Source organism: Allobosea thiooxidans (genome assembly GCF_900168195.1).
Classification (GTDB): domain Bacteria; phylum Pseudomonadota; class Alphaproteobacteria; order Rhizobiales; family Beijerinckiaceae; genus Allobosea; species Allobosea thiooxidans.
Genome location: NZ_FUYX01000018.1, coordinates 82,292 through 93,956, shown reverse-complemented (window position 1 = coordinate 93,956; position 11,665 = coordinate 82,292). Strand labels below are relative to the sequence as shown.

At 67.2% G+C, this 11,665-nt stretch carries 10 protein-coding genes; 7 read left to right on the top strand and 3 right to left on the bottom strand.

All coding sequences use genetic code 11. The features are described 5' to 3' along the window. The first annotated feature begins 148 nt into the window (after positions 1 to 148). Positions 149 to 1,567, top strand: coding sequence for a sodium:proton antiporter (locus B5Y19_RS23205; protein ID WP_055730138.1), 1,419 nt, complete (start codon positions 149 to 151; stop codon positions 1,565 to 1,567). A gap of 153 nt (positions 1,568 to 1,720) precedes the next feature. Here B5Y19_RS23205 and B5Y19_RS23200 read toward each other — a convergent pair whose 3' ends face one another. From B5Y19_RS23200 to B5Y19_RS23190, 3 genes are all read right to left on the bottom strand, one after another. Beyond that, a complete protein-coding gene (locus B5Y19_RS23200) occupies positions 1,721 to 2,731 on the bottom strand; it encodes an Lnb N-terminal periplasmic domain-containing protein (RefSeq protein WP_055730137.1) in 1,011 nt (336 codons plus the stop codon). 100 nt (positions 2,732 to 2,831) lie between these two features. Then, positions 2,832 to 4,442: a phosphoenolpyruvate carboxykinase gene (locus tag B5Y19_RS23195; RefSeq protein WP_055730136.1), complete on the bottom strand. Its 1,611-nt coding sequence runs from the start codon at positions 4,440 to 4,442 to the stop codon at positions 2,832 to 2,834. 233 nt (positions 4,443 to 4,675) lie between these two features. Next, the gene (locus B5Y19_RS23190; protein WP_055730135.1) at positions 4,676 to 5,458 is read right to left on the bottom strand and encodes a HugZ family pyridoxamine 5'-phosphate oxidase; all 783 of its coding nucleotides are present in this window, start codon (positions 5,456 to 5,458) and stop codon (positions 4,676 to 4,678) included. A gap of 177 nt (positions 5,459 to 5,635) precedes the next feature. On the opposite strand from B5Y19_RS23190, the gene B5Y19_RS23185 reads away from it, so the two are divergent. The 6 genes from B5Y19_RS23185 (at position 5,636) to ahcY (ending at position 11,288) form a co-directional block, all read left to right on the top strand. After that, on the top strand, positions 5,636 to 6,337 hold the full coding sequence (locus B5Y19_RS23185) for a response regulator transcription factor (protein WP_055730134.1): 702 nt from the start codon (positions 5,636 to 5,638) through the stop codon (positions 6,335 to 6,337). Between the two features lie 100 nt (positions 6,338 to 6,437). Then, positions 6,438 to 8,204 carry a sensor histidine kinase gene (locus B5Y19_RS23180; protein WP_244555703.1) on the top strand — a complete coding sequence of 589 codons (1,767 nt, stop codon included), beginning with the start codon at positions 6,438 to 6,440 and terminating at the stop codon, positions 8,202 to 8,204. Further along, entirely contained in the window at positions 8,194 to 8,679 is a 486-nt protein-coding gene (locus tag B5Y19_RS23175; protein ID WP_055730132.1) for an HPr kinase/phosphorylase, read from the top strand. Before B5Y19_RS23180 ends, B5Y19_RS23175 begins: the two co-directional genes overlap by 11 nt. A 109-nt stretch (positions 8,680 to 8,788) precedes the next feature. Continuing rightward, entirely contained in the window at positions 8,789 to 9,190 is a 402-nt protein-coding gene (locus tag B5Y19_RS23170) for a PTS sugar transporter subunit IIA (protein WP_055730131.1), read from the top strand. 18 nt (positions 9,191 to 9,208) lie between these two features. Continuing rightward, positions 9,209 to 9,523: an HPr family phosphocarrier protein gene (locus tag B5Y19_RS23165; protein WP_055730130.1), complete on the top strand. Its 315-nt coding sequence runs from the start codon at positions 9,209 to 9,211 to the stop codon at positions 9,521 to 9,523. A gap of 334 nt (positions 9,524 to 9,857) precedes the next feature. After that, on the top strand, positions 9,858 to 11,288 hold the full coding sequence (ahcY, locus tag B5Y19_RS23155) for an adenosylhomocysteinase (protein WP_411914169.1): 1,431 nt from the start codon (positions 9,858 to 9,860) through the stop codon (positions 11,286 to 11,288). Positions 11,289 to 11,665 lie beyond the last annotated feature (377 nt).

Sequence of the window (11,665 nt, the reverse complement as noted above, 5' to 3'; positions counted from 1 at the left end):
TCCGCCGTGCAGCTCGACCAGAAGGCCATCGACAAGCAGTTCGAGTCCATCCAGATCCCAGGCCTCGGCGGACCGGGGCTCCCAGGCGGGTTCGATCTCAACGCGCCGCCCACGATCGGCGCACCGCCGAAGCCTTAAGGACATCGCGATGCGGAACGGGTTGGGCGCGCTCGGCGTCGCGGCAGGGGCGTTCCTCGCACCGGTGCCGGCGCTGGCGGCGGGGAACATCGGCGGCGCCTCGATGGGCGTCGCCTGGGCGCTGCCCTTCGCCGGCATGCTGCTTTCGATCGCGCTCGGCCCGATCCTGTTCCCGCATCTGTGGGAACATCACTACGGCAAGTTCGCCGCCTTCTGGGCCGCGTTGCTGCTGATCCCGCTCGTCCTCAGCCGCGGCTTCGACGCGGCGCTGGGCGCGCTGCTGCACACCGCGCTGCTCGAATACCTGCCCTTCATCATCCTGCTCTTCGCGCTCTTCACCATCGCGGGCGGCATCCTCGTCTCGGGCAATCTGCACGGCTCGCCCGCGACCAACACCGTCCTGCTCGCGCTCGGCACGGCGATGGCGAGCGTCGTCGGCACGACCGGCGCCTCGATGATCATGATCCGGCCGCTGCTGCGGGCCAATGACGACCGCCGCCACAACGTCCATGTCGTGATCTTCTTCATCTTCCTGGTCTCGAATATCGGCGGCTCGCTGACGCCGCTCGGCGACCCGCCGCTCTTCCTCGGCTTCCTGCGCGGCGTCGACTTCTTCTGGACGACGACGCATCTGCTGCCCGAGACCGGCTTTGCCGTGGTGGTGCTGCTGGCGCTGTTCTACGCGCTCGACAGCTGGCTCTTCCGCAAGGAGGAGGGCTATCCGAAGCTCAAGGACCCGACGCCCGATCGCGCCATCAAGCTCTGGGGCAAGGTCAACATCCTGCTGCTGGCCGGCGTCATCGCCGCGATCCTGATGTCGGCCAACTGGAAGCCGGGCATCGTCTTCGATCTGCACGGCGTCCATCTCGAGCTGCAGGACCTCGCCCGGGACGTGATCCTGCTCGTTCTCGCGGGCCTGTCGCTCAAGCTGACGCCGCGCCCGGTCCGCGCCGGCAACGAATTCAGCTGGGGGCCGATCAAGGAGGTCGCCAAGCTCTTCGCCGGCATCTTCATCTGCATCATCCCGGTTCTGGCGATGCTCCAGGCCGGGCGGGACGGCGCCTTCGCGCCGCTGGTCGGGCTGGTCAGCAACGCCGATGGCAGCGCGAACGTCGCCGCCTATTTCTGGCTGACGGGCCTGCTCTCCTCCTTCCTGGACAATGCCCCGACCTATCTCGTCTTCTTCGAGCTCGCCGGCGGCGACCCCAAGGCGCTGATGACGCAGGGGGCGCTGACGCTCGCAGCGATCTCGGCCGGCGCGGTCTTCATGGGGGCCAACAGCTATATCGGCAACGCGCCGAACTTCATGGTCTACGCCATCGCCAAGGACCGGAAGGTCGCGATGCCCTCCTTCTTCGGCTACATGCTCTGGTCCGGCGCGATCCTGATCCCGCTCTTCGTGGTGCAGACCTTCCTGTTCTTCCGGTAGCTGTCGTCCCCTGCGCGTTGCGGCGCGCAGTGCCGCTGCGCAGACACGGAGTCGTCTCACGGAAGAGGCGCCCATTCTTGAAAGCGGTCCCGCATCTGCGCAGCAGCATTCACATGCTGCAGCGCGTGCGGGATGACGCCTTTCACGACGCTCTCAAGGCCGCCCGGTCGGCACGCCTTCCCGGATCTTCGCCGAGAAGTCCGGGTCGTCGAGCGAGAGCGTGCGGGCGTGGTCGCCGATGCGGGCGAGCCGGACCAGCTCCTCCAGCGGGATGTCCTGCCGGATCGCGCCGATCTGCTGGAGATAGCTCGGCAGATAGCCGGAGAGCAGCACCCGCGGGTCGAGCGGCAGCGAGAACTTCCAGCCCGGCGCGACGCTGCCGACGAGGTGATAGACCACCGTCGTGCAGTTGGTCATCAACGTGTTGTACCAGCGCGGCCTGGCCGCGAGATCGTTGATATCCGCGACATAGGCGAGGAGCAGGTCGCGCGCCTGCCCGGCCGAGGCGCTGAGGCGGAAGAGGCGCGCATCTTCCCGCCGCGCATGGGTGCGCAGGCCGACGATATCGCGCTCGTCGGCCGCGACATAGGCCATCTCGTAGCTGCGGAAGAAGCCGGCCAGCGCCGACCATTCCTCACCCTGCTCGCGCCGGACCTCGATCGAGAAGGTCAGCGGCACCGAATCCGAGAAGGTGAAGCTCACCAGCAGATGCGCGATCGCTTCGCCCGACCAATAGGTCAGGAAGACGTCGGCGCCGGTGACGGCGGCGAGGTTGTAGCGGCGCGTCTCCCAGCGCTGGTCGTAATCCTCTTCCGTGCGCCAGCGGAAATGGCGCAGGTTGTTGACGGTGAGCACCTCGCCTTCCTGCGTGATCGTCGGCAGCCGCGCCAGTTCCGGGATCCAGTTCCGGTCATGCGAGGGCTGGAAGCTGCTCCACCAGGAGAGAAGCCCGACGAAGACCATGGCGAAGCCGAGCGGCAGGCGGGCATCGCTGGTCCAGATGCCGACCAGGCCCGCAAGCGCCGCGATGCCGAAGCCGATCGCCGCCACGATCGCAGTCGCGCCCGCGAGGCGGAACAGCAGGAAGCCCGTGCCCCAGGTTGCGGCGCCGAGAATGACGAGGGTGAGGAGAAGCTTCAGCACGACGAAAAAGAGGCGGCCCATGGCCGCCTCTCGTAACCGATTTATCGTGGCATCCCAAACGCGGTCATCCCGGATCGGCGCCGCTCATGCGGCTTGTCCGGGATGGCGCAGGGAGGAAGCCTCAGGCCGCGAGGTAATTCGTCGGCGCCGCTGCCTTCACCGCGTCGTCGACATGGGCCTCGAACTTCGCGAAGTTCTTGGCGAACATGCCGACGAGGTTCTTCGCCGTCTCGGCGAAGGCGGCTTTGTCGGCCCAGGTCTTCACCGGATAGAGGATGTGCGGCTCGACGCCGGGGACCGAGCTCGGCACCGCGAAGCCGAAATAGGGGTCGCGGCGGAAATCGGCGCGGTTCAGCGAGCCGTCGAGCGCGGCCGAGAGCAGGCGGCGGGTGACGCGGATCGGCATGCGCCGGCCGGTGCCGTACTGGCCGCCGGTCCAGCCGGTGTTCACCAGCCAGCAATCGACATGGTGCTTGGCGATGAAGTCACGCAGCAGGTTGGCGTATTCCGACGGATGCCGCGGCAGGAAGGGCGAGCCGAAGCAGGTCGAGAACTCGGGCTCGACACCGGTCAGGCCGCGCTCCGTGCCGGCGACCTTGGCGGTGTAGCCGGAGAGGAAGTGGTACATCGCCTCGGCCGGGGTCAGCTTGGCGATCGGCGGCATCACGCCGAAGGCGTCGGCGGTCAGCATCACGATGTTCTTCGGGATGCCGGCGCGGCCCGTGCGCGAGGCGTTCGGGATGAAGTCGAGCGGATAGGCCGAGCGGGTGTTCTCGGTCTTGCTCTGGTCGTCGAAGTCGACCTCGCGGGTGATCGGGTCCATGACGATGTTCTCGAGCACCGTGCCGAAGCGCAGCGAGGCGGCATGGATCATCGGCTCGGCCTCGGCCGAGAGGCGGATCGTCTTGGCGTAGCAGCCGCCCTCGAAGTTGAAGATGCCCTCCTTCGACCAGCCATGCTCGTCATCGCCGATCAGCGTGCGCTCGGGATCGGCCGAGAGCGTCGTCTTGCCGGTGCCGGAGAGGCCGAAGAAGATGGCGGAATCGTCCTTGGAGCCGACATTGGCCGAGCAGTGCATCGGCACCACGCCCTTGGTCGGCAGCACGAAGTTCAGATAGGTGAAGACCGATTTCTTCATCTCGCCGGCATAGGCCGAGCCGCCGATCAGCACGATCTTGCGGGTGAAATCGATGGCGACGACGGTCTCGCTGCGGCAGCCATGGCGCTTCGGATCGGCCTTGAAGCTCGGCAGGTCGACGATCGTCAGCTCCGGCACATAGGCGGCGATCTCGTCGCGGGTCGGGCGGATGAGCAGGTTGCGGATGAACAGCGAGTGCCAGGCCATCTCCGTGTAGACCCGAGCCTTGACGCGGTGGGCCGGGTCGGCGCCGCCATAGAGGTCCTGGGCGAACAGTTCCTTGCCCTCGGCATGGGCCAGGAAGTCGCCGAGCAGGGTCTCGAAATGCTCCGGCGTCATCGCCTGGTTGTTGTCCCACCAGACGGTGTTCTCGGTCAGCGCATCGCGCACCGTGAACTTGTCCTTGGGCGAACGGCCGGTGTGGCTGCCGGTGTCGGCGCAGAGCGCGCCGCCGCGCGCGAGCTGGGATTCATTCCGGCGTAGCGACGCCTCGTAGATATGCGGCGCTTCCAGGTTCCAGTGCACGGCCTCGAGCTTGCGAAAGCCGAAGCCCTCGGCACCATGGGCGGCGTTGAACTGACCGATATTGTTCACTGAATTCCTCCGGGCCGGCCGTCACCGTCTGGGCCGGTTGTCTTGGCGAATGCGCGCGGACGCGGGAGCGCCCGAACGTCGAGGAGCGAGGCCGCGAGGCCTTGCCCGGTCTTTAGGGCGATGCCGGCGCGGGCTCAAGTCATCCAACCCGCGAAAAACGGCGGTTCTGAGCCTAAATCGATTGAAAGATCGGGGCGCTCCAGCGCGGCGAAAGCGCGCCGGCCGGCGCGGCGTCAGCCTGTCGCGCGCGCCTTCTCCGCAAGCGCGACCAGCACCCGCCGCAGCGCGGCCGGGTCGCTGACGCGCTCGGGGAAGACGAGCCGGGCGGCGTCGTCGCCGCAGACCAGGTCGAGCCCTTCCGGATCGAGGCCGGTCGCCTTCCAGCGCCCTTCGGGCAAGCCCATGAGCCTGGTGGCGTAGAGACCCAGCGCCTCGGCATGGTCCTCGTTCATATGGCTGACCGCGCCGTCCTCGGCCGCGATCAGCGCCTCGCAGCCTTCGAGGTCGAGCAGCACCTCGCCGACGGCGATCTCGCCGGCCCGGGCGAAGCCGCCATTGGGGTGGAAGCCCAGCACGGCGAGGCGGAACAGCGAGAAGTCGGGAAAGTCGGCATAGAGCTTCGCCTTGGGATGGCGCGCGAGGAAACGCCGCTTGGCGTTCGGGTCCGTGCAGTGCTCTGCTCGCCCGACGACGCTGAGCCGGGCGGAATTGGCGAGCGGGTCACCCTTGCCGAGCGATGACACCAGCAGCGAGATCCGCGGGTCGGCCTCGATGTTGCGGGTGTGCAGCGACAGTTTGGAGGCCAGGAACAGTGGGCTGCCGTCGACATCGGTGGCGACGTTGGTCAGCGTCGCGAGCGGGAAGCCGCTCGCGGGATCGAGCGTGGCGAGCGCGGCGATGCGGGCCGTGCGCAGCACAGTCCGCGCCATCGCGACCGGCTCGAAATCGGCCGGGGCATTGCCGCCGAGCTCGAGGCCGCGCGGCGTGATGGCGGGTCGGACGGAGGGCGTGGTCATCGTCGTTTTCCGTTTCGGGAGCGTGCGGCGCGTCGCCTCGGCGGCGAACCATCGCCGCACCGATGCGTTGAGCCATAGCGAATTCGCCGCGACCTCGCTAGATTGCAGCCATGCTTTGGCCGCTCTCGCAGGAGAGTGAGCAGCCTTATTGTAACGAGCCGAAGAGGCCTGTGACTTATGCCAACGATTGCGCTGGTCGATGACGACCGCAACATCCTGACGTCGGTTTCCATCGCCCTCGAAGCTGAGGGCTATCGCATCATGACCTATACGGACGGTGCTTCCGCCCTCGACGGCCTCAAGCAGAATCCGCCGGATCTGGCGATCTTCGACATCAAGATGCCGCGCATGGACGGCATGGAGCTGCTGCGTCGTCTGCGCCAGAAATCCGACCTGCCGGTCATCTTCCTGACCTCGAAGGACGAGGAGATCGACGAACTTTTCGGCCTGAAGATGGGCGCCGACGATTTCATCCGGAAGCCGTTCTCCCAGCGTCTGCTGGTCGAGCGCGTCAAGGCCATCCTGCGCCGGGCCGGCGCGCGGGACGCGACCGTCACGGCCCGCGCGGAGGATGCCAAGGCCCTCGAGCGCGGCCTGCTGCGCATGGACCCCGAGCGCCATACCTGCACCTGGAAGGGCGAGCCGGTGACGCTAACCGTCACCGAGTTCCTGATCCTGCAGTCGCTGGCGCAGCGCCCGGGCGTGGTGAAGAGCCGCAATGCGCTGATGGATGCGGCCTATGATGACGAGGTCTATGTCGACGACCGCACCATCGACAGCCACATCAAGCGCCTGCGCAAGAAGTTCAATCAGGTCGATGCCGATTTCGACATGATCGAGACGCTCTACGGCGTGGGCTATCGTTTCAAGGAAGTCTGAGGCAAGGAAGGCCGGAGCCGCGCCGGATTCGCCGCGCGGGCACAGGCTCTCGAGCGGGAAGCAAGCCGCAGCCATGGCAACCGTCGACAACGAGGCCCGCATGTCATCGCCAGCCGGCTGGCGGGGGGTGCTGCGTCGGCGCGTCGGGCTGGCCTGGCGCCGCGCGGCGCGGGCGGTCTCGCTGCGCGCGGCGTCGAGCCTGACGCGGCGTATCCTCGTCCTCAATCTCGGCGGCCTTGTCGCGCTGCTGCTCGGCTTCCTCTATCTCAACCAGTTCCGCGAGGGGCTGATCGAAGCGCGCGTCCAGAGCCTGCTCACCCAGGGCGAGATCATCGCCGGCGCCATCGCCTCCTCGGCCACGGTCGAGATCGACACGATCACCATCGATCCGGACAAGCTGCTGCAGCTCCAGGCCGGCGAGAGCGCCGGCATCGCCGAGGATCCGCTGGACTTCTCGATCAACCCCGAGAAGGTCGCGCCCCTGCTGCGCCGGCTGGTGACGCCGACCAAGACCCGGGCGCGGGTCTACGACAAGGACGGCATGCTCACCCTCGACTCGCGCAGCCTCTATTCGCGCGGCGACGTGCTGCGGCTGGACCTGCCGCGCGTCGGCGAGCCGGATGAGCCGCCCTTGCTCGAGCGCACCTGGAACATGCTTCGCAACCGTCTCGGCAAGGCCGACGTGCCGACCTATGACGATTTCGAGAACGCCAACGGCAAGTCCTATCCCGAGGTCGCCAGGGCGCTGAACGGCTCGCCGGCGAGCGTCGTGCGCGTCAACACCCGCGGCCAGACCATCGTTTCGGTGGCCGTGCCGGTGCAGCGCTTCCGCACGGTGAAGGGGGCACTGCTGCTCTCGACGCAGGGCGGCGACATCGACGCGGTCATCGCCGCCGAGCGCTTCGCGATCTTTCAGGTCTTCGCCGTGGCGGCGGGCGTGATGATCGTGCTCTCGGTGCTGCTCGCCGGCACCATCGCCGAACCGATCCGCAAGCTCGCCGACGCTGCCCAGCGCGTGCGCCGCGGCGTCAAGTCGCGCGAGCAGATCCCGGATTTCAGCAGTCGTCACGACGAGATCGGCCATCTTTCGGGCACGCTGCGCGACATGACCAAGGCGCTCTACAGCCGCATCGAGGCGATCGAGAGCTTCGCGGCCGACGTCGCGCATGAGCTGAAGAACCCGCTGACCTCGCTGCGCAGCGCCGTCGAGACCCTGCCTCGCGCCAAGAGCGACGAGTCGCGCGGGCGCCTGCTCTCGGTGATCCAGCACGATGTGCGCCGGCTCGACCGGCTGATTTCCGACATCTCCGACGCCTCGCGCCTCGACGCCGAGCTCGCCCGCAACGATTCCGCGCCCGTCGACGTCGCCCAGGTGCTCGAGGCGGTGGTGACGATCCAGAACGAGACGCGCCCGGGCCAGGCGAAGATCGAGCTGACCAGCGACCGGCGCAGCCTGAGGCCGGGCGCCGATTCCTTCCTGGTGATGGGCCATGATTCCCGGATCGGCCAGGTGCTGGTCAATCTGATCGACAACGCCCGCTCCTTCTCGCCGCCCGACAAGCCGGTCAGGGTCGGGATCTCGCGCGTTGCCAACGACGTGCTCGTCACGGTCGAGGATGAGGGGCCGGGCATCGAGCCGCATGCGCTGGAGCGCATCTTCGAGCGCTTCTATACCGACCGCCCCAATGAGGGCTTCGGCCAGAATTCCGGCCTCGGCCTGTCGATCTCGCGCCAGATCGTCGAGGCCCATCGCGGCTCGATCCGGGCGGAGAACCGGCTGGGGCCGGTCGGGCCCGACGGCGAGGCGCCACGGATCGGCGCCCGCTTCATCGTCTGCCTGCCGTCGGCCTATCCGCATGTCTCCTGACGTGCGCAGGCCGGCCCGCGCGACGGCTGCCGCCGAGCGCATCCACGCCACCGCGATCACGGTCGGCGAGGCCGGCATCCTGATCCGCGGCGCGTCCGGCAGCGGCAAGTCGTCCCTGGCGCTGGCGCTGATCGGCCTGGCGCGCCAGTCCGGCCGCTTTGCCCGGCTGGTGGCCGACGATCGGGTAGCCGTGAGCGCCGCCGGCGAGCGGTTGCTCGCCCGGCCGGTCGCGCCGCTGGAGGGCATCGTCGAGCGGCGTGGCCTGGGGCTGACGCCGGAGCCCTTCACCGGCGCGGCGGTGGTCAGGCTCGCGGTCGACCTGATCGGCGAGGAGCCGGTGCGGATGCCGGAGCCCGAGGATCTCGTCGACAGCCTCGCCGGCGTCGACCTGCCGCGCCTGCGGGTCGCCGGTCGCCCCGGCGACGAGCGCCTCGTGCTGGCGGCCCTCGACTTATTCACAGAGCCGGGCTCGTAACCACGATTTCGACAAGTTTGACGGCTGGCATCTTGCGATTGTCTCGCACCTGCCGCATAAACCGCGACCTTGTCCGGGCGCCGATGGGCGCTCTCCGGTGCTGGATTGAATGATCGGACTGGTCCTCGTGACTCATGGGCATCTGGCGACGGAGTTCCGCGCCGCCCTGGAACATGTCGTCGGCCCCCAGTCGCATCTGGCGACGATCGCCATCGCTCCCGATGACGACATGGAGAGCCGCCGCCGCGACATCATCGCTGCCGTCGAGCAGGTCGAGAACGGCGACGGCGTCATTATCCTGACCGACATGTTCGGCGGCACGCCGTCCAACCTCGCGATTTCGGTGATGGAGCCCGGCCGGGTCGATGTGGTCGCCGGTGTCAACCTGCCGATGCTGATCAAGCTCGCCAGCGTCCGCGAGGAAAAGACCCTCGACGATGCCGTGACCAGCGCGCAGGATGCGGGGCGAAAATACATCACGGTCGCCAGCCGCGTGCTGGCTGGAAAGTAGCCGCGCGGAGAGGGCGGGATGGAAGAAGACTGCGACTGCCCCGAAGTCGAGATTCCCGCCGGCGCCCTCTACGGCGAGTTCGAGATCGTCAACAAGAAGGGGCTGCACGCCCGCGCCACGGCGAAATTCGTGCAATGCGCCGCCCGCTATGACGCCGACATCACGGTGAGCCGCTGCGGCGAGACGGTCGGCGCCACCTCGATCATGGGCGTCCTGACGCTCGGCGCCGGCATCGGCTCGACCATCACCATCGTCGCGAAGGGAAGCGAGGCGAAGCCGGCGCTCGATGCGCTCGCGGCCCTGATCGCCGACCGGTTCGGCGAGGGGGAATAGGGCTGTCGCATCTGGCGCGACGCGCTGGCACTGCTGGCGTTCGCTCAGGCTGCCGGCGTCGCCCTCGCTCTTGGCTGGTTATTTGTTCAGCTCTTCAGGGGGGCGAATTTCGTTGCGCATCCTTCGCGAACCATGGCGCTGGTAGCCCCTGGCCTCTCGACGTCATGGTGGGACTTGTCCCGACCATGACGTCTTCCTTCGTGAAGCGCGATGTTCAAGGCGTGGATGCTCGCCACAAGGGCGAGCATGACGGCGGCGCCAGTCATCCCGCTCTGACACATAAAGACATCTTTATATCTTTGATTGCGCTCCGCGCCCCGCGCTGCTAGAGAGCCTGCCACATTCAGGCGTCAGCGATTGGAGCCCACCCGTGTCGGATTACATCGTCAAGGACATCGCGCTTGCGGATTACGGCCGCAAGGAAATCAACATGGCCCAGGACGAGATGCCGGGCCTGATGGCGGTGCGCGCCGAGAACAAGGGCAAGGCCCCGCTCAAGGGCGCCCGCATCGCCGGCTGCCTGCACATGACCATCCAGACCGCCGTGCTGATCGAGACGCTGAAGGATCTCGGCGCCGATGTGCGCTGGTCCTCCTGCAACATCTTCTCGACCCAGGACCATGCCGCCGCTGCGATCGCCGCGACCGGCACCCCGGTCTTCGCCATCAAGGGCGAGACGCTGGAGGAGTACTGGGAGTACGTTCTGAAGACTGCCACCTGGGGCGACGGCGGCACGCCGAACATGATCCTGGACGACGGCGGCGACCTGACCATGCTGATCATCCTCGGCGCCGAGGCCGAGGCCGGCAACGCCGCCTTCCTCGACAAGCCGGGCAATGAGGAAGAGACGATCTTCTTCGCGCTGATCAAGCGCCAGCTCAAGGCCAATCCGGGCTGGTTCACCAAGACCCGCGCAGCGATCAAGGGCGTCTCCGAGGAGACCACCACCGGCGTGCACCGCCTCTACGAGCTGGCCAAGGCCAACCGCCTGCCGTTCCCGGCGATCAACGTCAATGACAGCGTCACCAAGTCGAAGTTCGACAACCTCTATGGCTGCCGCGAGTCGCTCGTCGACGCCATCCGCCGCGGCACCGACGTCATGATGTCGGGCAAGGTCGCGGTCGTCGCCGGCTATGGCGACGTCGGCAAGGGTTCGGCCGCCTCGCTGCGCCAGGCCGGCTGCCGCGTGCTCGTCACCGAGATCGACCCGATCTGCGCCCTGCAGGCGGCGATGGAAGGCTACGAGGTCGTGACCATGGAAGACGCCGCGCCGCGCGGCGACATCTTCTGCACCGCTACCGGCAATCTCGACGTCATCACCGTCGACCACATGCGCGCGATGAAGCACCGCGCCATCGTCTGCAACATCGGCCACTTCGACTCGGAGATCCAGGTCGCCGGCCTGAAGAACTTCAAGTGGGACAACGTCAAGCCGCAGGTCGACGAGATCGAGTTCCCCGACGGCAAGCGCATCATCCTGCTCTCGGAAGGTCGCCTCGTGAACCTCGGCAACGCCACGGGCCACCCGTCCTTCGTGATGTCCTGCTCGTTCTCGAACCAGACGCTCGCCCAGATCGAGCTCTGGAACCACCACGCCAATTACGAGAACAACGTCTACACCCTGCCGAAGCATCTCGACGAGAAGGTCGCGGCGCTCCACCTTGCCAAGGTCGGCGCCAAGCTCACCAAGCTCAACGACGCCCAGGCGAAGTACATCGGCGTGCCGCAGGCCGGCCCGTTCAAGCCCGAGCACTACCGCTACTGACATCCGCATAGCGGCGAGAAACCCGAGGCCCGGCGCAAGCCGGGCCTTTTTTCATGCCGGCATCGTCGCATGAGTCGTCAGGTCGATACCACTAATAGTGGTTGGAGTGACGTGGTGGTCTACTTCTTGTTTTTCGCCGGTGCGGGCGGGACTCGCTTCGCAATTCTCGCCATTTACCCGCGATTAAGCACTTCCTGACGGACTCCAGCGGTGATTACAGTGGGACTGATTCGGGCTGCCGCCATGCTGCGGGCCCGACCGAAGCTCTGATGTGATTGGCGTGGTGGCGAGCATGTATCGGCCCCCAGGGGCGGCGACCAGCCGGCTCCTCGAAGCCGATTCCGACGAGCCCGATGGACTTGGCGGCTCCGTGCCGC

Coding starts and splice junctions, on each gene's coding strand:
- B5Y19_RS23205 (WP_055730138.1), top strand. CDS start 149: ATGCGGAACGGGTTGGGCGCGCTCGGCGTCGCGGCAGGGGCGTTCCTC.
- B5Y19_RS23200 (WP_055730137.1), bottom strand. CDS start 2,731: ATGGGCCGCCTCTTTTTCGTCGTGCTGAAGCTTCTCCTCACCCTCGTC.
- B5Y19_RS23190 (WP_055730135.1), bottom strand. CDS start 5,458: ATGACCACGCCCTCCGTCCGACCCGCCATCACGCCGCGCGGCCTCGAG.
- B5Y19_RS23185 (WP_055730134.1), top strand. CDS start 5,636: ATGCCAACGATTGCGCTGGTCGATGACGACCGCAACATCCTGACGTCG.
- B5Y19_RS23180 (WP_244555703.1), top strand. CDS start 6,438: ATGTCATCGCCAGCCGGCTGGCGGGGGGTGCTGCGTCGGCGCGTCGGG.
- B5Y19_RS23175 (WP_055730132.1), top strand. CDS start 8,194: ATGTCTCCTGACGTGCGCAGGCCGGCCCGCGCGACGGCTGCCGCCGAG.
- B5Y19_RS23170 (WP_055730131.1), top strand. CDS start 8,789: ATGATCGGACTGGTCCTCGTGACTCATGGGCATCTGGCGACGGAGTTC.
- B5Y19_RS23165 (WP_055730130.1), top strand. CDS start 9,209: ATGGAAGAAGACTGCGACTGCCCCGAAGTCGAGATTCCCGCCGGCGCC.